Annotated in this window: 21 protein-coding genes; 11 read left to right on the top strand and 10 right to left on the bottom strand. The window is 71.4% G+C overall.

Features of this window, described 5'->3' with window-relative positions:
• Positions 1-3: 3 nt before the first annotated feature.
• Positions 4-801 carry an FAD binding domain-containing protein gene (locus AB0K18_RS37470; RefSeq protein WP_364924467.1) on the bottom strand — a complete coding sequence of 266 codons (798 nt, stop codon included), beginning with the start codon at positions 799-801 and terminating at the stop codon, positions 4-6.
• Positions 802-882: 81 nt separating this feature from the next.
• Here AB0K18_RS37470 and AB0K18_RS37465 point away from each other — a divergent pair, with 81 nt between their 5' ends.
• The 3 genes from AB0K18_RS37465 to AB0K18_RS37455 all read left to right on the top strand — a co-directional run bounded on the left by AB0K18_RS37465 (position 883) and on the right by AB0K18_RS37455 (position 2776).
• On the top strand, positions 883-1593 hold the full coding sequence (locus AB0K18_RS37465; RefSeq protein ID WP_364924465.1) for a GntR family transcriptional regulator: 711 nt from the start codon (positions 883-885) through the stop codon (positions 1591-1593).
• A 384-nt stretch (positions 1594-1977) separates the two neighbouring features.
• Complete coding sequence (locus AB0K18_RS37460; protein ID WP_355426772.1) at positions 1978-2373, top strand: hypothetical protein; 396 nt, start codon at positions 1978-1980, stop codon at positions 2371-2373.
• 112 nt (positions 2374-2485) lie between these two features.
• Entirely contained in the window at positions 2486-2776 is a 291-nt protein-coding gene (locus AB0K18_RS37455) for a hypothetical protein (RefSeq protein ID WP_355426774.1), read from the top strand.
• A 1260-nt stretch (positions 2777-4036) separates the two neighbouring features.
• Here the strand turns inward: AB0K18_RS37455 and AB0K18_RS37450 are convergent.
• Positions 4037-4867: an alpha/beta fold hydrolase gene (locus AB0K18_RS37450; RefSeq protein WP_364924461.1), complete on the bottom strand. Its 831-nt coding sequence runs from the start codon at positions 4865-4867 to the stop codon at positions 4037-4039.
• A gap of 81 nt (positions 4868-4948) precedes the next feature.
• Between AB0K18_RS37450 and AB0K18_RS37445 the strand changes: the two genes are divergently transcribed.
• Together AB0K18_RS37445 and AB0K18_RS37440 are read left to right on the top strand one after the other, a co-directional pair.
• A complete protein-coding gene (locus AB0K18_RS37445) occupies positions 4949-5668 on the top strand; it encodes a leucine-rich repeat domain-containing protein (RefSeq protein WP_364924458.1) in 720 nt (239 codons plus the stop codon).
• Positions 5669-5911: 243 nt separating this feature from the next.
• Positions 5912-7228, top strand: a complete 1317-nt coding sequence (locus tag AB0K18_RS37440) for an LLM class flavin-dependent oxidoreductase (protein ID WP_364924574.1) — start codon at positions 5912-5914, stop codon at positions 7226-7228.
• Between the two features lie 3 nt (positions 7229-7231).
• Here AB0K18_RS37440 and AB0K18_RS37435 read toward each other — a convergent pair whose 3' ends face one another.
• Positions 7232-7855 carry a LysE family translocator gene (locus AB0K18_RS37435; protein WP_364924455.1) on the bottom strand — a complete coding sequence of 208 codons (624 nt, stop codon included), beginning with the start codon at positions 7853-7855 and terminating at the stop codon, positions 7232-7234.
• A 63-nt stretch (positions 7856-7918) separates the two neighbouring features.
• Here AB0K18_RS37435 and AB0K18_RS37430 point away from each other — a divergent pair, with 63 nt between their 5' ends.
• The gene (locus tag AB0K18_RS37430; protein WP_364924452.1) at positions 7919-8731 is read left to right on the top strand and encodes an FHA domain-containing protein; all 813 of its coding nucleotides are present in this window, start codon (positions 7919-7921) and stop codon (positions 8729-8731) included.
• A 141-nt stretch (positions 8732-8872) separates the two neighbouring features.
• On the opposite strand, the gene AB0K18_RS37425 is transcribed toward AB0K18_RS37430, so the two are convergent.
• The 3 genes from AB0K18_RS37425 to AB0K18_RS37415 all read right to left on the bottom strand — a co-directional run bounded on the left by AB0K18_RS37425 (position 8873) and on the right by AB0K18_RS37415 (position 12905).
• Positions 8873-10423 carry a glycoside hydrolase family 31 protein gene (locus AB0K18_RS37425; RefSeq protein ID WP_364924449.1) on the bottom strand — a complete coding sequence of 517 codons (1551 nt, stop codon included), beginning with the start codon at positions 10421-10423 and terminating at the stop codon, positions 8873-8875.
• Positions 10424-10468: 45 nt separating this feature from the next.
• Complete coding sequence (manD, locus tag AB0K18_RS37420; protein ID WP_364924446.1) at positions 10469-11677, bottom strand: D-mannonate dehydratase ManD; 1209 nt, start codon at positions 11675-11677, stop codon at positions 10469-10471.
• A gap of 85 nt (positions 11678-11762) precedes the next feature.
• A complete protein-coding gene (locus tag AB0K18_RS37415) occupies positions 11763-12905 on the bottom strand; it encodes an ROK family transcriptional regulator (protein WP_364924443.1) in 1143 nt (380 codons plus the stop codon).
• A gap of 195 nt (positions 12906-13100) precedes the next feature.
• Here AB0K18_RS37415 and AB0K18_RS37410 point away from each other — a divergent pair, with 195 nt between their 5' ends.
• From AB0K18_RS37410 to AB0K18_RS37390, 5 genes are all read left to right on the top strand, one after another.
• Positions 13101-14417, top strand: a complete 1317-nt coding sequence (locus AB0K18_RS37410; protein WP_364924440.1) for a sugar ABC transporter substrate-binding protein — start codon at positions 13101-13103, stop codon at positions 14415-14417.
• Complete coding sequence (locus AB0K18_RS37405) at positions 14414-15328, top strand: sugar ABC transporter permease (RefSeq protein ID WP_364924437.1); 915 nt, start codon at positions 14414-14416, stop codon at positions 15326-15328. Before AB0K18_RS37410 ends, AB0K18_RS37405 begins: the two co-directional genes overlap by 4 nt.
• A complete protein-coding gene (locus tag AB0K18_RS37400) occupies positions 15325-16224 on the top strand; it encodes a carbohydrate ABC transporter permease (protein WP_364924434.1) in 900 nt (299 codons plus the stop codon). Before AB0K18_RS37405 ends, AB0K18_RS37400 begins: the two co-directional genes overlap by 4 nt.
• Positions 16225-16259: 35 nt before the next feature.
• Positions 16260-18380, top strand: a complete 2121-nt coding sequence (locus AB0K18_RS37395; protein ID WP_364924431.1) for an alpha-galactosidase — start codon at positions 16260-16262, stop codon at positions 18378-18380.
• Between the two features lie 376 nt (positions 18381-18756).
• Complete coding sequence (locus AB0K18_RS37390) at positions 18757-19503, top strand: class I SAM-dependent methyltransferase (RefSeq protein ID WP_364924428.1); 747 nt, start codon at positions 18757-18759, stop codon at positions 19501-19503.
• 5 nt (positions 19504-19508) lie between these two features.
• Here AB0K18_RS37390 and AB0K18_RS37385 read toward each other — a convergent pair whose 3' ends face one another.
• From AB0K18_RS37385 to AB0K18_RS37370, 4 genes are read right to left on the bottom strand one after another with little or no spacing between them, the layout of a single operon-like run.
• Positions 19509-20960, bottom strand: coding sequence for a dihydroorotase family protein (locus tag AB0K18_RS37385; RefSeq protein ID WP_364924427.1), 1452 nt, complete (start codon positions 20958-20960; stop codon positions 19509-19511).
• Between the two features lie 17 nt (positions 20961-20977).
• Entirely contained in the window at positions 20978-21754 is a 777-nt protein-coding gene (locus AB0K18_RS37380) for an ABC transporter permease (protein WP_364924425.1), read from the bottom strand.
• On the bottom strand, positions 21751-22536 hold the full coding sequence (locus AB0K18_RS37375; RefSeq protein ID WP_364924423.1) for an ABC transporter permease subunit: 786 nt from the start codon (positions 22534-22536) through the stop codon (positions 21751-21753). The genes AB0K18_RS37380 and AB0K18_RS37375 overlap by 4 nt, the downstream gene beginning before the upstream one ends.
• Positions 22533-23471 (bottom strand): ABC transporter substrate-binding protein, encoded by a 939-nt coding sequence (locus AB0K18_RS37370; protein ID WP_364924420.1) that lies wholly within the window; start codon positions 23469-23471, stop codon positions 22533-22535. The genes AB0K18_RS37375 and AB0K18_RS37370 overlap by 4 nt, the downstream gene beginning before the upstream one ends.
• Between the last annotated feature and the right edge of the window lie 29 nt (positions 23472-23500).

Here is a 23500-nt window from a genome sequence, read left to right as displayed (position 1 = left end):
CTTTCATGCCCCGAGCAGGGCGCGACGCAGGTGGACGGGGTAGACCCTGGCGCGGTACCAGGCCGAGGCGTAGGCGTCGCCGACCGGCTCGAAGGCGTCCGCCTCCGCCGCGCGGGCGACGGCCTCGGGGGTCAGTGGCTCGCCGAGCAGCGCCCGTTCTGCTCCGGTGGCGCGTACCAGGCGGTGGGTGAGCCCGCCGACGGCCAGCCGTACGCCGGCGACCACGCCGTCCTCGACCGTGACCCTGGCCGCGACCGTGACGATGGAGCCCGAGTTGAGCCGCCGCCTGGTCGCCTTGTGGAAGCGGAAGGTGTCCGGCGCCGGGGCGGTGAACCGGATCCGTGTCACCAGGTCGCCCTGGGGCAGGCCCTCGGCCGCGACGCGCTCCAGGGGCTCGCGACGGGCGCCGTCCGCGCCCAGGACGTCCAGCTCGGCGTCCAGGGCCAGCAGGGCCGCCGCGAGGTCGCCGTACGGCTGCGGCACGAAGAGGTTGCCGGCCACGGTGGCGAGGTTGCGGACCGGCGGTGCGGCGATCGAGCGCACGCAGGGGGACAGGTAGGGGAGCCGGGGGTCGTCCTCGACGTCGGCGAGCGTGGTGGCCGCCCCCAGGGTGACCACGCCGTCCTCGGCGTCGATGCCGCGCAGGCCGGCCTTGCGCAGGCTGACCAGGCGTACGTCGGTGCCGGCCGTGTCGTCCAGCTTGGCCATCAGGTGGGTGCCGCCGCCCAGGGGGAGTGCACCGTCTCGGAGGTAGGCGTGCGCCGCGTCGGCACTGTCCGGCATCTCAACCGATATCAGCATCTGCGCTCCAATTATCGATATCGATAATTTGAACGTAGATGAGATGATTCGAGAGTCAAGAGGGATTTCCGAGGGGGTCTGGTGCCAGAACCCACCGCCCACGCGGCGCACACGGTCCACCCGCCCATCGCGCCGCGCTCCGCCCGGCCGACCCTGAGCCGGCAGATCCGCGACGGCCTGCTGCGCCGCATCGTCACCGGCGAGCTGGGCGAGGGGGAGCGGCTGATCGAGACGAAGATCGCCGCCGAGTACGGCACCAGCCAGGCCCCGGTCCGCGAGGCGCTGCGGCAGCTCGAAGGGCTCGGCCTCATCGAGAGCCGGCCCCGGCACGGCAGCCGCGTGCTGCCCTTCGCCGAGCAGACGATCCGCGAGGCGTACATCATGCGCGCGGCCCTGGAGGAGACCGCGACCCGGCTGGCGATGCTGGCGGGGGCGCTCCCGTACGACCTGCTGGAGGCGGCGGTCGAGGACATGTACGCCTGCGCCCGCGCCGCCGACATGACCGGCATCGGCCTGGCCAGCGCCCGCTTCCACCGCCACGTCGTCCAGGCCGGCGGCAACGGCCTGCTGACCCGTGCCTGGGAGGCCCTGCAGATCGAGGCCCGCACAGCCATCGCCCTGATGGTCACCAGCCCCGAACTGGAACGCGTCGCGGACGAACACCGCGACCTCCTGGACGTGATGCGCACAGGCGACGTGGAATCGGCCTGCCGCCACGCCAGAGACCACCAGTGGGCCTACGCCGACACCCCCCACGACGCGTACGGCACCCCCCGCCCCCAAAAAACCTGACCCCACCCAGACAAAGGAGAAGGCGCACCAGCCTCTGGGCGTGAAGGCGGGGTCTTGGCCAGAGGTGGGGGTGGGGTGGGTTTGGGTGATGTTTCATGTGATGTCGGGCTTGGCCGCTAGGGTGCTGAAGATCCAATGGGTGTTCACACGGGGGAGTCATGCCGCAGGCCGGCCGGGTCGCGGTGCAGGTCGGCCGTGGCGTCGGCGATGCCGGGCCGTACGCCGGCGATCGCCGGCACCGCGATCGGCACGCTCACCAGCAGCAGGACCTGCGCGCACCCGAAGGCCGTCGTCCTGGAACAACCGGAACGCCAGCGCCATCCGGCCGGACCGACCTCGGCGGTTGAATGCCCTTTTCGTACGGTCTGGGCTAGGGTCGGGCTTATGACGGGACCGTGGGGCACCACGACACCACGAGGTTCCCTCGCGCGGTGCGGCGTGATGGGCCTGCTCCTGCTGTCCCTGCTGGCGGCCGGCCTGATGACCGGCGCCCACAACGGCTGGTACGAACCCGACCAGGTCCCCCGATCGGCCCTGGCCCCCAGCAAGACCAGCGACGAACACGCCGGCGACGACGGCCTGTCGAGCCTGCCACCGCAGGCGACCAGCGTCCGCGAACATCCCGTGCTGACGCTGTGGCCGCCCCTGCGCGGCATGCGGCACGCCGAGGCCGCCCACCTCGCGCTGCCGCCCGCGCCACGTCCCGAAGGGGACCTGACCGGCGACCCCCAGCAGTTCGGGCACCGCACCGCGGGCTCACGCAGCCCACCCCTGATCTGACGCACCCCTGTCTTCACGATCACCGTCACTCCAGCGTGCCGCTGGAGCAACCCCGTATCCGATGGGGACGCCGTCCTTTCCTTTCGCGTCCAGCGAGGAGCAGATCAGCGTCATGGCCGACGACAGATCAGTCCACACCCACCTGCAGCACTACACCGAGCACCTGGAGCGGCTCGAGGAGCTGCGCGAGCTGCTCGACGACCGGCTCGCCGCCACCGACCCCGTGCTCGACCGGGCCACCGCCGGCCGCATCAGGGCCGCACTCGAACGCATGGACCGCGGGCTCTACGGCATCTGCCGGGGCTGCGGTGTCTTCATCTCCTTCGACCAGCTGCTCCAGGCGCCGGACCGGACGTCCTGCGACGCGTGCTCGCAGCTGCGCGGCCACGAGGAAGCCGCCTAATCACCACCCTGGGCATCGATCAGAGAGCCTGCTTCAGAATGAATGAACTTGGTGGTTCTCTTCTGATGTGCTCTTTGAGGGTCGTAGTGATATGACCACCACGCGGTGAGCGGTGTTGGTGCCTGCCGCTCATATTGGCCTGGGCCGAGTGTCCAGTTCGTCGACGGATCCGATGGCAAGTTCAGACTGGTGCTCAATGACGGGATGTGCCCGCGTGGCGGGGGTCGCAGGGGTCGCAGCGTCGCAGTGTACGGAACTGCTGCGCCGTTGGCAGGGAGTAGGACCCTGGGCGCTGGGGTCATTTGCCTGGCCTGTGTCGGTGTTTCCATCGTGGTCGACGCGTACTGGCATGCTGCTGGTGCGCGAAGGCGGTGACGCCAAAAGGAGCCACCGATGGGGCTCGCACGGAACCAGGTGGTTATGGGCTGGGCCGGTCGCGTGATGGTCTGGCCACGGAGACGCGCCTTACCGTGGAACAGGGCGAAAGGGGCTTGCAGCCTTAGGCGGCGCCGGTGGTGTGCGGAAGTTCCTGTTGGGGTGAATGTGCTTGTGCGTCGGCCTGTTCGGTCGTCCGTGATCAGGCATTGTGGCACAAGGGCCTCCATGCCTTCCATCCCCCTCGTGTCTTATACGCCCGATAAGCTTCTTTGATGTTATTGTCAGCATCCAGAAGATTTCCGTCGAACAATCCAACGCGTAACTGGAAAAGACCTTGAGACGGAGTGGTGATTCCGGCGCAAGGATTAAGATTGGACTCGCATATCGCCACTCGGATTGCCTTATTGCCTTGACGGCCGAACTTAGCCTTGATCTTCTTCTTTATCGTGGTCTTGCTTAAGTTGCAGTTCGTCGAGGCGTGATAATGGGAAGAATTTCTGGACGCCGATGCAGGTCCGCTGGGAATGGCAACTAGTCCGATGATAACGAGACTTACGGGCATGAGAGCTTTGATTATTATCGTCTCTTTCCTCTGCGATGCACGTTTGCGGTTGATTCCTATGTTGGATGATCGACTACATGGAATAGCCGTGCCCATAAGACTGCACGGGGGTGCTATATGCCGCTGGTGTTCGACAGTAAGCCCGTAAGCAATGTGCGGCCAAGCGTCGCTGCGGAGTATGCCGAACGCCTATCGCTGACGTGTATCGCGCTGGGGCTGGCATCTCGAAGAGCTCGCCAACGTCTCAACGAAGCTTGTCGGCGAATGTCAGTGCAAGTCGGAGACGGATCCTTGCCCGCTCGCGTGTCCGCGTCGATCCGTCAGAGGTGACGACCCAGGAAGCCGAGGACCATGCGGGCCAGGGTGACGCGGTGGTCGGACAGGGCGTGGTCGGTGGGCAGGACATCGTGGTGCAGACGTTTGACGGGATGAGCCTGGTACGCCGCCACGAGCGGATCGTGGTGCACCGCGGAGGGGGTGACGTCGTCGCGGCCGGTGCCGATGAGCAGCACCGGGCGGTCCGCGAGCAGCGGTGCGAGCCGGGCCAGGCGCCACGCGTCCCCGGCCGCCTCCATCTCCGCCACCAGGGCCTCGCCGCTGGTGCCCTGGAGCGGGCCGAGCGAGTCGGCGAACGCCTCCGTGTAGACCCCGCGATGGGAGGGATCGTCGCGGATGAGGGCGGCGACCGTACCGAAGTCGAACCCGGCGATCGAGGCGACGGCGGCGATGGACGGGTCCGCCGCCGCGGTCATCAGCGCGGCGAAACCGCCCAGGCTGTGCCCCACCACCGCGATCCGCCCGGGATCCAGGCGATGGGCGGAGGCGAGATCAGGCTCGCGCAGCCTGGACATCACGGTCGCGGCGTCCTCCAGCACGTGGGCCCATGACCAGGACCCGCCGACGCCCCACGAGCCGCGGTAGTGGAACACCAGCGCCGCGTACCCCGCCCGGCGCAGCGCCTGCGCGAGGTCGAAGTTGCGCTCGTTGCCGGGAAAGCCGTGCAGCAGCACCACGACGGGATGCGGCCCGGGCCCGGCGGGCACGTGCAGGACGCCCAGCAGGTCCGTGCCGGCGCTCTCGAAGGTCAGCGCCGGGGTGGTGGCCGGGAAGCCGGGGTCGAGCGGGGGGTCGTCGGCGAGGGGGTCGGTCATCGTTACGCTCCCAAAAAGGCGATTCGGTAGGGCCGGTAGCAGCATGCCCTATCCGGCCCCGATATAGAGGGAGAGGACCGCATGGTGAACACGCTGAACCTATGGCGCCGGCCGCTGGGCGAGGTGCCCGGCGAGGTCTGGGAGCGTACGGACCTGGAGGTGCTGATCCTCGCCGAGACCGGCCTCAAAGCCCTCCCGCCCGAGATCGGCCGCCTCCACAAGCTGGTCACCCTCGACCTGGGCCACAACGAGCTGACCACCGTGCCCGACGAGCTGGGCGGGCTGACCGCCCTGAGCGGCTGCCTCTACCTGCACGACAACCGCCTGCGCGAGCTGCCCGGCACGCTCGGCGGGCTGAGAGGGCTGCGCTACCTCAACGTCGGCGAGAACGAGCTGACCGCCCTGCCGGAGTCGCTCGGCGGCATGGCCTCGCTGATCGAGCTGCGCGCCCAGCACAACCGGCTGACCACGCTGCCCGCCGGCCTCGGCGAGCTCTCCCGGCTGCGCGAGCTGTGGCTGCGCGGCAACGCGATCGAGCACCTGCCGCCCTCGGTGGCGGGCCTGCGCGAGCTGCGCCACCTCGACCTGCGCGACAACCGGCTCGCCGAGCTGCCGGAGCCGCTCGCCGGCCTGCCGCTGCTGCGCCAGGTGGACCTCAGGAGCAACCGCCTCACCGAGTTGCCCGGCTGGGTCACCCGCATGCCCGCCCTGGAGAAGCTCGACCTGCGCTGGAACCCCTGCGACCCCGACCCGTCCCTGCTGGCGGAGCTGGAGCAGACCGGCTGCGTCGTCCTGATGTAGCCGAATTCATGCAAAACGAGTAGGAAATATTGACTTCAATGGAGGGTGATCGTACCTTCGAGAGCATGAGCCAGGGCCTCCTCCTGACCCGGCGCCCGCACGTGGACCACGGCCACGTCACCAGCGCGCAGTGTCGCTGATGCACGGATCCACCTCGCCCCGTGCCCGCTTCGGGGGTGGGCGCGGGGGAGGCACCGCCCTTCCCCCCGGCTCTCATCTGGAGGAACCAACGTGACGCGAATAATGCACCTCAACGCCTTCCTCATGGGCGTCGGTCACCACGAGGCGGCCTGGCGCCACCCGCGCAGCGCACCGGCCAGGCTCACCGACGTCCGCCACTACCAGGAGCTGGCCAGGATCGCCGAGCGCGGCACGCTCGACTCGGTGTTCCTCGCCGACGGGCTCGCGCTGGCCGGCAAGGTACGCCACAACGCGCTCGGCGGCCTCGAACCGCTGACCCTGCTGACGGCCCTCGCCACCGTCACCGAGCGCATCGGGCTCATCGCCACCGTCTCGACCACGTACAACGAGCCCTTCCACGTGGCGCGCAAGTTCGCCTCGCTCGACCACATCAGCGGCGGCCGGGCCGGCTGGAACATCGTCACCTCGGCCGGCGAGGCCGAGGCCGCCAACTTCGGCGTCGAACGCCCGGCCCACGCCACCCGCTACGCGCGCGCCACCGAGTTCCTCGACGTGGTCACCAAGCTGTGGGACAGCTGGGAGGACGACGCCATCGTGGCCGACCGGGCCGCCGGCGAGTACGCCGACCTCGCCAAGATCCACCCGATCGACCATACCGGCGAGCACTTCTCCGTCGCAGGCCCGCTGAACACCTCGCGCACCCCGCAGGGCCGCCCGCTGCTCGTCCAGGCCGGCTCGTCGGAGGACGGCAAGGAGTTCGCCGCCCGCCACGCCGAGGCCGTCTTCACCGCCCAGCAGACTCTCCAGGACGGGCAGGAGTTCTACGCCGATCTCAAGCGGCGCCTGGCCGCGTACGGGCGGCGGCACGAGGACCTGCTCGTCCTGCCCGGCATCTCGCCGATCATCGGCTCGACGGAGGAGGAGGCGTACGCACTGGAGGAGGAGCTGGAGGAGCTCATCATCCCCGCGTACGGGCTGGCCCAGCTGTCGTACATGACCGGCGTCGAGCTGACCGAGGAGCACCTGGACGGCCCGCTGCCCGACGTGCCGGTCGAGACGGAGGGCGCGCAGAGCCGCCGCAGGCTCGTCGTCGAGCTGGCCAGGCGCGACGGCCTCACGGTCAGGCAGCTGCTGTCGCGGCTGGCGGGCGGCCGCGGCCACCGCGTCGTCGCCGGCACGCCCGAGCAGATCGCCGACCAGCTCCAGGAGTGGTTCTCCAACGGCGCGGCGGACGGCTTCAACATCATGCCGCCGCTGCTGCCGAGCGGCCTGGAGCTGTTCGTGGACCACGTGGTGCCCGAGCTGCGGGCGCGCGGGCTCTTCCGCCAGGAGTACGACAGCCACACCCTCCGCGCCCACTACGGCCTGCCCCGCCCGCGCTCCCGCCACGCCGCCCGCCGCGAGCCGATCGCGGTCTGACCGTCACCGCTGGGCGGCGAGCCCGACGCCCAGTCCGACGAACAGGGTGCCGGTGGCCGCGTCCAGCCGCCGGCGCACCGCCCGCCGGGTGCGCAGCCAGCCGCCGATGCGGCCGGCCAGCACCCCGACGGTCGCGTCCGCCGCGAACTCCAGCACGATCAGGACCGCGCCGAGCAGCGCGAACTGCAGCCATACCGGCCCCGCCCCCGGATCGATGAACTGCGGCAGGAAGGCGACCATGAACGTGAACGTCTGCGGGTTGGCCGCCGCGGACACCACGCCGTTCAGGTACGCCCGCCGCCCGGTCATGCCGCCGGCGCCGCCGGCCTGCTCCTTGCCCCGGTTACGGAACATCTGCACGCCGAGCAGGATCAGGTAGGCGGCGCCGGCCAGCCGGAGCACCGTGAACACCACGGGGAACGCCGTCAGCAGCACCGACAGCCCGGCCGCGGCGGCGGCGACGTAGAGCGCGTCACCGGTGATCACGCCGAGCGTGGCGAGCAGCCCGGCCCGTGCGCCGCCCCGCACCCCGCAGCCCAGCACGAACAGCATGTCGGGACCGGGGGTGACCAGAGCGACGACCGTGGTCGCCGTGAAGACGGCGAGAAGATGCGGATCGAGAGGCACCCGAAGAATGCTGCCACCTGATCGCCGTTGACACGGCCCCGCGAAGGCGGAAAGGATCGCGACATGGCGCGCACCGAACATCGGCCCCGCAGCAAGGTGCACCTCCTGCCCAAGTCGCCGGCCGACGACGTGGCCGGGCTGCCGCCCGACGTGCCGGGCACCCTCTACGTCAGGGGCAGCGGCGGCGGGATCAGGGTGGCGCCCGACGCCGGGTTCGAGGTGGTGTTCGGGCGCAGCGAGCTGGACGTGCACGTCTGCGTCGGCCCCGACGACCCGTACGTCAGCCGCCGCCACGGATCCATCACCCGCGAGGACGGGCACTGGGTCCTGCGCAACCTCGGCACCCTGCCGATGCGCCTGCCCGGTGGCCGGCTGGTGCTCACCGGGCACCGGGCGCCGCTGACGGCCGCGTACACGCCGCTGTTCATCGTCGGGCCGGAGCAGGAGCACCTGCTCGAAGTACGGGTCGTCACGGCGGCCGCCGCGGCGCGAGAAACGCGCAGCCGCGAGGAGGCCGACACCCGCGAGCCGAACGGCTGGGCGCTCAGCGACGTCGAGCGGCTGGTCCTGGTCTGCCTGGGCCAGCGCTACCTGCGTCCCGAGCCGTGGCCGCAGCCGCTCACCTGGTCCCAGGTCGCCGACGAGCTGAGCCGCCTGCGCCCCGGCGAGCAGTGGACCGCCAAGCGCGCCGCCCACGTCGTCACCCAGACCCGCAAGCGGCTCAGCGCCAAGGTGCCAGGACTGCTGGAGGAGGAGATCCCGCCGCCGCTCGGCAACGCGCTCAACCACAACCTCATCACCGCACTCCTGACCAGCGCCACGATCGGCCCCGCCGACCTCCGCCTGCTCGACGACCCCGAGGACTCGCACCCGTAGACCTCCGGGGTTGCCGGGTGGTCGCGCGCGGGCCAGGAGCGGGAGATCGCGGGCGCGGTGGTGGAGGGGCCTGGCGCCTGAGGACGCGCGGATCGCCGGGGACGGGCCGGCCGGGCGCGGGAGGGAGGTGCACCCGTGCGCTCACCCGGCGGGCAGCCGCTCGAAGCGGGGCAGGCGGGTGAGGTCGCAGGGGGCCGTGACCTGGGCGGGGCCTTCGAGCACCGTGCCGTCGTCGGCGCGCCAGCGGCCCTCCGGCAGGACGACGGTCCGTTCGGTGGCGCCCTGCGCGGTCACCGGCGCCACGATGAGGTCGGGACCCAGGAAGAACTGGTCGGTGACGTCGTCGAGGCCGGCCGCGTGGTACGCCATCGGCCGCACGATCGGCTCGCCCGTGGCGGCGGCGTGGTCCACCAGGCCGAGGAGACGGGGCAGCAGCGAGGCGCGGACGGCGAGCGCGTCACGGACGGCGGCCAGGTGCACCGGGTCCAGCACGCGGGTGGGCGGCACAGAGAACTGCATGATGGGGCTGAGCGCGGCGATCTGGGCGTACCGGACGAAGAACTCCTGATCGGTCGTCCCCTGCGCGGACACCGACCCGATCTCACCACCGCCGATCATGTCGGGACAGACGAACGGATGCCCGATCATGCCCTGCGCGAGCATCTCGGGGATCAGCGACCCGATCCCGGAGGGCCCCCACAGCGGCGGCTTGTCCTGCAGCCGCTGGACGAGCGGCTGCCCGCCCATCCGCCAGCACGCACGGACCTCGTTGTACGGATACCGCAGCCCCACCCGCGCCCACGCCTCGCACAGGTCGACCGGCTCGGCGGGCTCGGCCGTGCGGTCGCCCGCAAGGTAGTCGCGCACGTCGCCGGCGTCGAACTTGAAGCCGTCGATCCCGGTCTCCTCGATGAGCGCGTCGAGCCGGCCGGTGATCCACGCGACCGCGCCGGGGTGGGTGAGGTCGAGGGTGGCGCTGAACCCGTTCCACCACCGCCGGACCGCGGTCTCACCGGCAGCGTCGCGCAGCAGCAGCCCCCGCCCTTCGAGCTCGCGGAACACGGCGGAGTCGGGGCTGACGAACGGCACCACCCACACCATCACCGAGCAGCCCAGCGCGTGCAGCTCGGCCACCATGGCGGCGGGGTCGGGGAAGCGGGCCCGGTCGAAGCGCCAGGTGCCGTAGTCCTCCGCCCACAGGTCGTCGATGAGCACGACGCCGGGCGGCATCCCGCCGTCCAGCAGGTCCCGGGCGAAGCGCAGCACGCCGTCCTGCGTCGGCGTGTACGGATGCTCGATCCACGTGTTGTACTGCGGCCCGGAGAACAGCGCGCGGGCGGGGGCCCGCCCGGACGGCGGGAAGAAGCGCCGCGAGGCCGACAGGAACGCCTCACGCAGCGTGCCGCCCGCCCTGCCGACCTCGATGCCGCGCCCCGACAACCGCAGGACATCGTCCTCGAAGGAGAACGCGAACGGCCGCTCCGACCACACCACCCGCCCCCGCGTGGACAGCAGCACGGGGGCGCTCTGGTTGGACGGCCCGAGAGGCTCCCTGGGCGCGGCGAGGTCACGGGCGAACGGCCGAGCGCCGAACGGCATCGACAGCCCTTCGTCCACCGAGCCGCCCCACCACCGCTCACCCGCCTCGACGGACAGCTCCAGCACTTCGGACTTGTAGGGGTGAAGCGTCATCGTGGACCTCTCGGGAGGGGGCGGTCGGAAACGGAGGAACGGGAGCTACCAGTTGAACATCGTGCCGTCCTCCAGCCGGCTGACCGGCAGGTACGCCCGCCGGTACGGGAACCGCTCCGCCACCTCGTCCCGGTAGTCCACGCCCAGCCCTGGCGCGTCGCCGGGATGCAGGTAGCCGTCGGCGAAGGTGTAGGCGTGCGGGAACACCTCGTCGGTCTCGGCCGTGTGCCGCATGTACTCCTGGATGCCGAAGTTCGGGATCGACAGGTCGAAGTGCAGCGCGGCGGCCATGGTGACGGGCGACAGGTCGGTGGCGCCGTGGCAGCCGGTGCGCACGTGGTGGACGGCCGCGTACGCCGCCGCAGTGCGCAGGTGGGTGATGCCGCCCCCGTGCACCACGGTCATGCGCAGGTAGTCGATGAGGTTCTCGCGCAGCAGCAGGGTCGCGTCGTGGATGGTGCTGAAGATCTCCCCGACGGCCAGCGGCGTCGTGGTGTGCTGCCGGACGATCCTGAACGCCTCCTGCTGCTCGGCCGGCACCGCGTCCTCCAGCCAGAACAGCGCGTACGGCTCCAGCTCCCGCCCCAGCCGCCCGGCCTCGATCGGGGTCAGCCGGTGGTGGGCGTCGTGCAGCAGGTGGACGTCCCTGCCGTACTCCTCGCGCACCCTGGCGAACAGCTCCGGCACGGTGGCCAGGTACTTCTCCGTGCTCCACGCGTCCTCGGCGGGCAGCCCCTCGCCGGCGGGCTCGTAGAACAGCTCGCCCCTGCCCACCCCGTACGTGCCCTTGAGCCCCGGCACCCCGGCCTGCACGCGCACGGCCTTGTAACCCATGTCGAGGTAGCGCCCGACGGCCTCCACCGCCTCGCCGACGCTCTGGCCGTTGGCGTGGCCGTACACCATGACGCCGTTGCGGCTCGCGCCGCCGAGCAGCTCGTAGACCGGCACGTTGAGCGCTTTGCCCTTGATGTCCCACAGCGCCATGTCCACCGCGCCGATCGCGGTCATCGTGACGGGGCCGCGCCGCCAGTAGGCGCCCCGGTACAGGTACTGCCAGATGTCCTCGATCTGGAACGGGTTGCGGCCGATCAGGCAGGGGGCGACGTGGTCGCGCAGGTAGGAGGCGACGGCCAGCTCGCGGCCGTTGAGCGTGGCGTCGCCGATGCCGTACACGCCTTCGTCGGTGCGGATGCGGATCGTCACGAAGTTGCGTCCCGGGCTGGTGACGAGGACTTCGACGTCGGTGATCTTCAAGCGGACTCCTTCTGGCGCGCACCCGGTCAAGGGGCTGTTCCAAGACGGTAACGGGGGCCCGGAACCGGCCGCGCGGGACCCCCGGTCAGTCGCTTCCGGTGATGAAGCTCTGGATGGCGACGACCGCGCCGCCGCGCGCCCACTCGCGGAAGTCGTCCGACTCGATCACCACCTCCACCGAGCCGGGCAGCCCGCGCCGGTGCTCGGTGAGCGCCGCGTCGAGGTCGTCCTTGGCGACGCGGGCCAGCTCGACGCCCTCGCCCGCCAGGATCACGGTCTTGACGAGGGAGATCGTCGCGACGATGCCGATGAGCCTGCCGAGTGCGCGGCCTGACTCGCGGACGAGCACGCGGCAGGCACGGTCGCCCTCGGCGGCCAGCCGCATGACCTCGTCGTAGCCGGCCTCCCGCCGCAGCGCCAGCGCCGCGGCCATCTCGATCGACCGGCTCGACAGGTACGCCGCCGCGCACCCGCGATGCCCCTCGGGGCAGGGCGGCCCTCCGGGGTCGAGCACCAGGTGACCGAACATGCCGAGGTCCGCCTCCGCCGCCGGCATCAGGTGGTCGTGGGTGATGAGCGCGTACCCGATGCCGGCGCCGATCGTCACCAGCGCGAAGTCGCGCAGCCCCCGGCCTGGGCCGAACCAGTGGTGCTGGTGGGCCAGCGCCGCCACGTCATTGGTCACCACGCACGGCACGCCCAGCGCCCGCTCCATGAGCGGCCGCAGCTCCACCTGCCGCCAGCCCAGGAAGGGCGCGTCCACCAGCTGCTCGCCGCCGACGTGGGTGGCGGCGCGGGCGTTGCCGCCGAGCGTCACGCCGGCGCCGACGAGCGCGCCCGCGCCGCCGGACAGCTCGTCGAGCAGCCGCCTGGCCTGCCGGCACACGGCGTCGGGGTCGTGGTCGGCGATCGGCTCGTCGCGGGCGGCGAGCACCTCGGCCCGCAGGTCGGTGACCACCGCGTGCACGCGGTCGGCGGTGAGCTTGAGCCCGAGGAAGCGGTGCTCGGCGGCGGCGACGTCGAGCGGACGGGTCGGGCGGCCGTTCACCGGGTCGTGCACCACCTCGCGCTCGACGAGGAGACCGGCGTCGACCAGCGGCTTGGTGAGCCTGGTCAGGCTGCCGGTGGACAGGTGCAGGGTCTTGGCCAGCGCGGTCCTGGACTGCGGGCCGTGGATGATCAGCTCCTTGACGATGGAGCGCGCGGCGTCGGGCAACGTGTCCCACATGCCGCCCCATCTTCGGGGCCGGACGGCCATCACGCCAGCCTCCCTCTCATTGCTTTTCGCAACAAAGCTAACACCTGGTCAGGCTCACTCGTGTTCCTGCGACTTTGTGCAGAAGTAGTGACATGCGCCTCACTTGTTCTCTAAGTTGGCTTTCCTGCAAAGCCAAGTTGGCGCTTTGCCTGGAAGGAGACGCGGATGCGTATCAGAGGGGTCTCCCGTTCGGTGGCCGCACTCGGCCTGGCCGTCATGCTGGCCGCCTGCTCGTCCGGCACCGGAGAGAGCGGCGGCACCGCCACACAGGCGGCCGAGACGGGGCCGGTCACGCTGCAGTTCTGGTGCTGGGGCGCCGGGAAGAAGGAGAAGGTCGCGGCGTTCAACAAGGCCCACCCGGACATCCAGGTGCGGCACACCGACGCCGGCGGCGGCATGGACACCGCCACCAAACTCCTCACGGCCAGCCGGGCCGGCAACGCGCCCGACGCCGCCTGCCTGGAGTACCAGACACTGCCCGCCATGATCGTGGCCGGGGCGCTGGCCGACATCTCCACGCACACCGGCGGCATCAAGGACGCCTTCACGCCCGAGGTGTGGTCGCTGACCAGCTTCGACGGCGCCGTCTACGGCGTGCCGCAGGACATCGGCCCGATGGTCATGGTCTACAACAAGAAGCGCTTCGACGAGCTGAAGATCGAGCCGCCGAAGACCTGGAAGGACTTCGCCACTGTCGCCGCCGAGGTGCGCAAGAAGGACAAGGACGCCTACCTCGCCACCTTCGCCCCCGCCGAGTTCGGCAACTTCGCCGGGCTCGCCCAGCAGGCCGGCTCATCGTGGTGGAAGATCGACGGCGACACCTGGACGGTCGGCATCGCCGACGGACCCTCCACCCAGGTCGCCGCCTTCTGGCAGGACCTCATCGACAAGGACCTCGTCAAGGCCCAGCCGCTGCTCACCCCCGAGTGGAACAACCAGCTCAACAAGGGCGACATCCTGAGCTGGCCGAGCGCCCTGTGGGCCCCCGGCGTGCTGTACGGCATCGCGGAGAAGCAGGCGGGCGACTGGGCGATCGCGCCGCTGCCGCAGTGGACCGAGGGCGACGACCGGGTGGCCTTCCAGGGCGGCAGCGCCATCGCCGTCAGCAAGAACTCCAAGCACCAGCAGGCCGCCGCCACGTTCGCCGCCTGGATGAACACCGACAAGACCGCGTACGACATCCAGATCACCGCGGGCGAGTACCCCGCGGCCATCGCGGGCCAGCAGGCGACCGCGCAGAGCGACCCGCCCGCGCTGGTCGCCGGGCAGAAGGACTACTGGGAGGTCGCCACCAAGGCCGCCCAGCGCACGATCCCGCACATCAGCTGGGGGCCGAACGTCAAGACCGCCGAGAGCGCTTTCCAGGACGCCATGGCGGCCGCCGTCCGTGACAAGACGCCGCTGGTGGACGCGCTGAAGAAGACCCAGCAGGTCGTGGTGGACGACATGAAGTCCACGGGCTTCAAGGTCGCCGGCCCGTGAGCGCTCCGGCACGGGCCAGGAGGAGTACGCGGGCGCCGTACGTGTTCGTCGCGCCCGCCGTGCTGCTGTTCGTGGCGTTCCTGGCGATCCCCATCGGCTACGCGCTCTACCTCAGCCTGCGCGGGCTGCGGCTGACCGGCGGCGGCATCTTCGGCACCCGCCAGGAGGTCTTCGTCGGCCTCGAGAACTACGCCACCACGCTGACCGACCCGCAGTTCTGGACCGGTTTCGGCAGGCTCGCGCTCTACGGGCTGATCAGCGTGCCGCTGACGCTGGGGCTGGCGCTGCTGTTCGCGCTGCTGCTCGACCACGCCGGCTCGCGGGCCCGCCGCTTCTCGCGTACGGCGATCTTCCTGCCGTACGCGATCCCCGGGGTGACCGCGTCGCTGCTGTGGGGCTTCATGTACCTGCCCTCGACCAGCCCGTTCAGCTACCTGACCGAGCGGCTCGGGCTGGGCGAGATCCCGTTCCTCGGCGCGGGCGGCATCTTCCCCTCGCTGGCCAACATCGCCATCTGGGGCGGCGTCGGCTTCAACATGATCATCATCTTCACGTCGCTGCGCGGCATCCCCGCCGAGCTGTCCGACGCCGCCCGCATCGACGGCGCGTCGGAGTGGCGCATCGCCTGGCACGTGAAGATCCCGCTGGTGGCGCCCGCGCTCGTGCTCACCGGCCTGTTCTCGCTCATCGGCACCCTCCAGGTGTACGGCGAGCCGACCACGCTCAAACCGATGACCACCGAGATCTCGCAAGGCTGGGTGCCGCTCATGCACATCTACACCAGCGCCTTCGTCCGCGACGACCTGCCGCTCGCCTCGGCCGCCTCGGTCATCCTGGCCGTCGGCACGCTCGCCGTCTCCGTCGTGCTGCTGAAGGTCACCCAGAAGCGCGCCTTCGGAGGCATGTCGTGAGCGCCGTCGCCACCCGCGCGGCGGGGAACCGGCGCACGGCGAAGGCGGCGGGCGGGCCGTTGCCGCACCAGCGTGCGAAGATCCTGCCCACGATCGTGCTGCTCGTCGGCGCCTTCTACTGCCTGGTGCCGGTCGCCTGGGTGGTCGTGGCCGCCACGAAGTCCAGCGGTGAGCTGTTCTCGACCTTCACCTTCGCCCCCGGCACGGGCCTGCTGGACAACCTGCGCGACCTGTTCACCTACGGTGACGGCCGCTTCGTCACCTGGGCGGGCAACAGCGCCCTGTACGCCGGCGTCGGCTCGGCCGCCTCGACGCTCATCTCCGCGCTCGCCGGCTACGGCATGGCCAAGTACGACTTCCGCGGCCGTAACGTGCTCTTCTACGCCATCCTCGGCGGCGTGCTGGTGCCCGGTATGACGCTGGCCATCCCGCAGTATCTGCTCATGGCGCAGACCGGGCTGGTCGGCAGCTACTGGTCGGTCCTGCTGCCCAGTCTCATCTCGCCGTTCAGCATCTACCTGGCCCGCGTCTACGCCATCGCGTCGGTGCCCGACGCGACCCTGGAGGCCGCCAGGATCGACGGGGCCAGTGAATATCGCATCCTCGGCACGATCGGGCTGCCCATGATGGTGCCCGGCATGGTGACGATCTTCATGCTGCACTTCGTCAGCACGTGGAACAACTTCCTGCTGCCGTACATCATGCTCTCCGACGAGTCGAAGTTCCCGATCACCGTCGGCCTCTACACCCTGCTCGCCCAGGGCTCGTCCGAGCCCGCCCTGTACGGCATCGCCATCGTCGGCGCCGCCGTCTCCGTCATCCCGCTCATCGCGCTGCTGCTCTTCCTGCAGCGCTTCTGGCGGCTCGACCTGCTCAGCGGCGGGCTCAAGGGCTGACGGCGCCACACCATCCAGAAACGGAAAGCAACCGCATGCATCTCCACCATCTCCGAGCCGCCGGCGTGTCGGTGGTGCTCGAATGCCCGCCCGACGCGCTGCCGGCGATCCTGCACTGGGGGCCCGACCTGGGGCCGCTGGGCGCGGGCGCCCTGGAGCACCTGGCCGCCGAGCTGCGGCCACGCTCCGACCAGACCGTCGAGGTGCCGATCCGCACCGCGATCGTGCCGGAGGCGCGTACCGGGTGGATGGGGATGCCCGGTCTGTCCGGCCACCACGACGGGGGCGGCGGCTGGTCGCCCGCCTTCACCGACGTGACGTGCGAGCAGCACGGGCAGCGCGTCGTCGCCGCCGCCACGGACCCGTACGCCAGGCTCGGCCTCACCGTCACCGTCGAGCTGGACCCGTCGGGGCTGCTGCGCGCCCGCGCCGAGCTGCGCAACGGGCATGACCTGCCCTACACGCTCGACGCGCTCAACCTCGTCTTCCCCGTCCACGGCAACGCCGTCGAGCTGCTCGACCAGGCGGGCCGGTGGTCCAAGGAACGCGTGCCGCAGCGCCGCCCGCTCACCGTGGGCACCCACCTGCGGGAGAACCGGCGCGGCCGTACCGGCGCCGACGCCGCGACCGTGCTGTTCGCGGCCACCGCCGGGCTCGGGTTCCGGCGCGGCGAGGCGTGGGGCGTGCACGTCGGCCACAGCGGCAACCACCGCCACTACGCCGAGCGCACCGCCATCGGCCGCACCATGCTCGGCGGCGGTGAGCTGCTGCTGCCCGGCGAGGTCGTGCTGGCGGCGGGGGAGACGTACCGCACGCCGTGGGTGTACGCCACCTACGGGCGCGGCCTGGACGAGGCCGCCCACCGCTTCCACGAGCACCTGCGCGCCCGCCCCGGCCACCCCGTGCGCCCCCGCCCCGTGGTGCTCAACACGTGGGAGGCCGTCTACTTCGACCACGACCTCGACCGGCTGCTCGACCTCGCCGACCGGGCCGCGCGGGTCGGCGTCGAGCGGTTCGTGCTGGACGACGGCTGGTTCCTCGGCCGCCGCCACGACGGCGCCGGGCTCGGCGACTGGTACGTGGACCCCGCCGTCTGGCCCGACGGGCTGCACCCGCTGGCCGAGCGGGTCAGGAAGCTCGGCATGGAGTTCGGCCTGTGGGTCGAGCCCGAGATGGTCAACCCGGACTCCGAGCTGGCCCGCGCGCACCCGGAGTGGATCCTGAAGGCCGGCGACCGGCTGCCCCCGCCGGCCCGCCGCCAGCAGGTGCTCGACCTCACGAACCCGGCAGCGTACGCGTACGTCAAGGAACGGCTGCTCGCCATCGTCGGCGAGTACGACCTCGACTTCCTCAAATGGGACCACAACCGCGACCTCGTGGACCCCGGCTCCGCCGCCCACGGCGGCCGGCCCGCCGCGCACGCCCAGACCGAGGCCGTCTACCGGCTGCTCGACGAGCTGCGCGCCGCTCATCCCCGGCTGGAGATCGAGGCGTGCTCGTCCGGCGGCGCCCGCGTGGACCTCGGCATCCTGCAGCACACCGACCGAGTCTGGGCCAGCGACTGCATCGACCCCGTCGAGCGGCAGGACATCCTGCGCTGGACCGCCCAGCTCCTGCCGCCCGAGCTGATCGGCAGCCACATCGGCGCCGAGCGCTCCCACACCACCGGCCGCCGCCACGAGCTGGGCTTCCGCGCCGCCACCGCGTTCTTCGGCCACTACGGCATCGAATGGGACCTCACCTCCCTGACCGACGCCGAGCTCGACGACCTGGCCGGCTGGGTCGCCCTGCACAAGCGCCACCGCGAGCTGCTGCACACCGGCACGATGGTCCGCGTTGACGACACGCCCGAGAGCGTGCGCGCCCACGGCGTCGTCGCGCCCGACGCCTCGGAGGCCGTCTACGAGATCGCCGTGCTCGGCCGCCCCGCCACCTGGCCGCCCGGCCCCGTCCGGCTGCCCGGGCTCGACCCGGAGACCGTCTACCGCGTCCGCCCGCTCACGCCGGTCGCCTCCAGGGGTGCCGCGCCCGTGTGGGTGTCCGGCGAGCTGGAGCTGCCCGGCTCCGCCCTGGCCGCCGCGGGCGTCGCCGCGCCGCCCCTGTTCCCTGAGCAGTCGGCGCTGCTGCACGTCGAGGCCGTGACGGCGACCGCCTGACGGCCTGTGTAGCGGAATTGTGGTGCCGATGTGGCGGCGGTTCCTAGGCTGGCGCACGCCATCCAGGACCTCGGGAAAGGACACCTCGACGACCCCACGCTGACGGCGTCCCCCATCCCCTGAGGGCGACGCCACCTCCTGTGCTCTCCCTCAAGGCGCGGCTGGCCGCCCCCACCCCCTCCACGGCCGGCCGCGCCGGCCTCTTCCCCGGCGACCTGCCGTCGACCGGCCAGGCGGTGCCGGACTCGCCCTGGCCGTGGCCGTCGCTCCGGAAAAAAGCGCGGGCGCTCCGCAGCGGCGCCCGCGCTTCCTCCTTCCCGCGCTTCGTCCTTCCCGCCTCCTTCCCGTACGCCGCCCGGGATGCTGGGATGGGGACATGTCCCAAGCGCAGCTGTACGACACCATCGGAGCCGGCTACATCGTCACCCGGCGCACGGAGCCGCACATCGCGGCCCAGATCGAGGCGGCGCTCGGCGACGCCAGGACCGTGCTGAACGTCGGCGCGGGCACCGGCTCCTACGAACCGGCCGGCCGCCACGTCCTCGCGGTCGAACCGTCGGCGCTCATGCGCTCCCAGCGCGCCCCCGGCGCGGCCCCCTGCCTCATCGGCACCGCCGAGCACCTGCCCTTCGACGACGGCTCCTTCGACGCCGCGATGTCGGTGTCGTCCCTGCACCACTGGCCCGACCCCATCGCCGGGCTGCGCGAGCTGCGCAGGGTGGCGCGGCGCGTGGTGGTGTTCACCCACGACACCAGCCGCGCCGGGTGGCTCGACCGGTTCTGGCTCACCCGCGACTACCTGCCCGAGGTGGCCGATCTGCTGACCGGCCGCCCCTCGCTGCCCGAGCTGGCCGAGGCCATCGGGGCCAGGGTGGAGCCGGTGCTCATCCCGTGGGACTGCGCCGACGGCTTCTTCGAGGCGTTCTGGCGGCGGCCCGAGGCGTACCTGGACGAGCGGGTGCGCCGCGGCATGTCCGTCTGGACCAAGGTCGGGCCGGACGCCGAGCGGCGGGCCGTGCACGACCTGCGCGCCGACCTCGGCTCGGGCCGCTGGGCCGAGCGCAACCGCGATCTCCTCGGCCTCGACGCGGCCGACCTCGGCCTGCGCCTGCTCATCGCCTGACGGACTCAGCGGCCCGGCCGCCGCAGGTAGCGGCCCACCGGCGGGCCGACGATCTTGCCCGACTCCAGCACCCGGTGCCCCCGGACGAAGGTGTCGGTGACCTTGGCCGTCATGGGGAAGCCCTCGAACGGCGTGTACTCCTGCGCCGACTCCGACTCCTGCGCCCGCACCGTCCAGGCGTGCTCGGGATCCACCAGGCACAGGTCCGCGTCGTAGCCGGGCGCGATCGTGCCCTTGCCGCGCAGCCCGAACCGCCTGGCGGGGTTCCACGAGGTGAGCGCGGCGATCCTGCCGTAGGGCAGGCCACGGCGGCGGCCCTCGCTGATCAGGCCGGGCAGCAGGTACTCGGCGCCGCCGAACCCGGCCTTGGCCAGGAACACGTCGTCGCGCGGTTCGCCGAACTTGGCCTCGTCCCTGCAGCAGGCGTGGTCGCTGACCACCCAGTCCACGGTGCCGCCGAGCACGTGCCCCCACAGCGCCTCGACGTCCGTGCGCGGCCTGATCGGCGGGTTCACCTTGCCGCCGATCCCGGCGGCGGTGGAGACGTCGGCCAGCAGGTGCCCGATCGTCACCTCGCGGCGGAAGTCGATCTCGGGGAACGTGGCGGCCATCCGTACGGCGGCGTCCATGGCCTTGGCGGACGACAGGTGCAGCAGGTTCACGGTGGCCAGGCCGGTCTCGTGCGCCAGGTACGCGGCCACGAACACCGCGAGCCCCTCGGAGTGCGGCGGCCGGGAGGCGCTGTAGGCGGCCAGCCCGCGCAGCTCGCCCGCCTCCTCCACCAGCCGGGTGTAGGCGGTCATGATCTCGGCCGTCTCGCAGTGCAGCGACAGCGAGATCTCCCCGGCCAGGTCGGGCCGCGCGCGCCGGAGCGCCTCGACGCCGCGCATCACGAACTCGAAGTGGGCGTGGTCGTAACGCTCGCCCTCGGGAAGCATGAGAAAGGAGCGCTGGTCGTCGGAGCGGCCGTGCAGCCCGTGCCCGCCGTAGAACATGAAGATCTTGAACGACGGCACCCCGAACCGCTCGACCAGCTCGGGCAGCTCGGCGATGTGCGCGGCCGACATGGGCGCGAGGTGGAAGCCGTAGTCGACGTACGCCCTGCCCTCGGCCTGGGCCAGCACCTCGGGGAAGAAATCCGCGTACGGGCCGCCCCTGTTGAGGTAGTACTGCCCGGTCCGCATGTACGTCAGCGCGGTCGTCACCCCGCCCTGCGCGCTCGCCCTGCTCTCCGACGCGGCGTCGGCCGGCAGCGGGTTGTAGATGCCCCAGTGCTGGTGGGCGTCCACGACGCCGGGGAAGGCGAGCCGGCCGCCCCCGTCGATCACCTCGGCGGCGCCGGACAGCCCGAGCCCGACCCGCTCGATGCGGCCGCCCGCCAGCGCGATGTCGGCTTCGACCGGGTCGTCTCGGTCCGGCGTGACGATCCTGACGTTCTTCAGCAGCAGGTCGGTCATGGTGGGGGGAGCCCTCCTCAGGCGGGACGGCGGGCGTCGTGGTGCCAGGCCAGCACCTTGCGCTCCACCGTCAGGAACAGGGAGTTGAACGCGAAGCCGAGCACGCCGAGCAGCAGCACGGCCGCCCAGATGGCGGGCATGTCGGCGTTGCCCGAGGCCAGGTTGAGCAGGTAGCCGATGCCTTCCGTGCTGGCCTTCAGCTCGGAGATGACCATGAGGATGAGCGCCAGCGAGACGCTCAGCCGCAGCCCCGCGAAGATCTGCGGCGCCGCCGCCGGCAGGATGACCCGCCACAGCCGCAGGTGGGCGGGCAGGCCGAAGACGATCGCCGTGTCGATCTTGAGCGGGTCCACGTGGCGGGCGCCGTCGATGGCGTTGAGCAGGATCGGCCAGACGATGCCGAAGACGATGGTGGCGACCTGCACCTGCGGACCGATCGGGAACAACACCAGGAAGACGGGCAGCATCACCGGCGGCGGCACCGCCCGCCCGAACGCGATGAGCGGCTCCAGGCAGTCGGCCAGCCAGGCGATCCTGCCGATCGCCACCCCCAGCCCGACCCCGGCCGCCACCGCGATGGCCCACGACCCGACCACCCTGACCAGGCTGGGCAGGAAGTGGCCGACCGCCTCGTCGGTGAGCACGTAGGGACCCGAGAACCACATCTCGTACGCCCGCGACACCACCAGCACGGGACCGGGCAGGTACGGGGTGGCCAGCCAGGCCGCCAGCGCCTGCCAGCCGGCCAGCACGACGGGCACCAGCCAGAGCCGCCTGACCAGGGTGACGATCATGTCTGCCGCCACCTGAACAGCCGCCGCTCGGCCCTGGCCAGCAGCGCGTTGGCGGCGAGCCCGATCGCGCCCGACCAGATCAGCACCGCGATGACGTCGGTCAGCGCGTCCATGCCGATGCCGGTGCTCGCCTGGATGAGGAAGCCGCCGATGCCGGTCGAGCCGCCCACGACGTACTCCACGCTGATGGCCAGGATGAGCGCGACCGAGGCGGCCAGACGGACCCCGGTGGCCACGAACGGCGCCGCGCTGGGCAGCAGCACCCACACCACCACCGCGCCGCGGCCGAACCCGAACGACCGCAGCGTGTCCTTGGCCAGCGGGTCGGCGTCGCGCACGCCGTAGAGGGTGTTGATGAGGATCGGCCAGGCCGCGGCGAACGCCACCAGCGCGATCTCGGCGTTCAGCTCCGGCTGGATGAAGAACAGCGCGAGCGGGATCAGCGCCACCGACGGGATGGGCCGCAGGAACTCCACGAACACCCGCGTCATCTCCTCCAGCGCCGGCACCGTCCCCAGCAGCAGCCCGGCGGGGACGGCGATCAGCACCGCGAGCGGCAGCCCGAGCGCCGCCGCGGTGAGCGTGCCGCCGAGCCCGGCGAGGAACTCGGGGTCGGCGGCCAGCTCGGCCGTCCTGCCCAGCGTGCCCGCGGCCGGCGGCAGCCAGCTCACCAGGCCGGACATGCCGAGCGCCTGCCAGGCGAGCAGGAAGGCCGCCACGCCCGCCACGTTGCGGGCGTACCTGGCGCGGGCACGGCGGCCCGCGGCAGGCGCCGCCGTCATCCCTTGGGCGCCGAGTAGATCATGGAGCTGACGTCCATCTTCTGCTTGAGCAGCCCCGCCTCCAGCATCAGGTCGGCCACCCGCTGGATGTTGCGCGCGTCCAGCGTGGTCGGGTAGGCGCCCAGGTTGATCGTCGCGGCCGTCTCGGCCGGGATCTTCGTGTACGTCGGCAGGATCGCCGTCACCGCGCTCTTGTCCGTGGCCGCGATCTGCTGGGCCTTGGCCATGGCGCGCTGGAAGGCGGCCAGCGTCTCGGGGTTGTCCTTGGCCCACTTCCCGGTGGCGGCCCAGCCGGTGATCGGCAGGTTGGCGGTCGGGCCCGACATGGTGTCGAGCAGCGTGGTCGCGCCGAGCTGCCGTTCTGCCTGGCTGAGGTACGGGTCGGTCATCCAGACCGCGTCCACGCTGCCCTTGTCGAGCGCGGACAGCCACTCCGTCGTCGGGATCACCACGTACTGGACGTCGTCAGGGGTGAGGCCGGCCTGCTTCAGATGCGGGCTCATGGTGAGTGTGCCGAGCCCGCCGATCACGTTGACCCCGATCTTCTTGCCCTTGAGGTCGGCGACCTGCTTGATGGGGGAGTCCTTGGCCACCATGACGCCGAACGCGCCTGGCGCGCCTTGATAGGAGTCGGCGATGTAGACGAACTTCTCGGTGCCCTGCTCCTGGATGGTCAGGATGGTGGCGTAGCTGCCGAGGACGACGTCCATCTGGCCGTTGGACAGCTTCGGGAGCACCGCCTGCGGCGCCTGGATGGGCTCCTGCCTGACGTCGAGGCCCTCTTCCTTGAAGAAGCCGCGCTCCATGGCGATGAACAGCGGCGCGGAGTCGGCGCCCGGATATTGCCCGACCAGCAGGCTGGTCTTCTTCTGCGGCGGGCCGCCCTCGTCGCCCGAGCCGCCGCCGCACGCGGTGAGGGCGAGTGCCAAGGCCACGCCTGCCAACACATGTAATGCCGTACCAC

The organism is Nonomuraea sp. NPDC049421, assembly GCF_040677005.1.
Taxonomy (GTDB): Bacteria; Actinomycetota; Actinomycetes; order Streptosporangiales; family Streptosporangiaceae; genus Nonomuraea; species Nonomuraea salmonea.
This window is presented reverse-complemented; position numbering and strand designations above follow the sequence as displayed.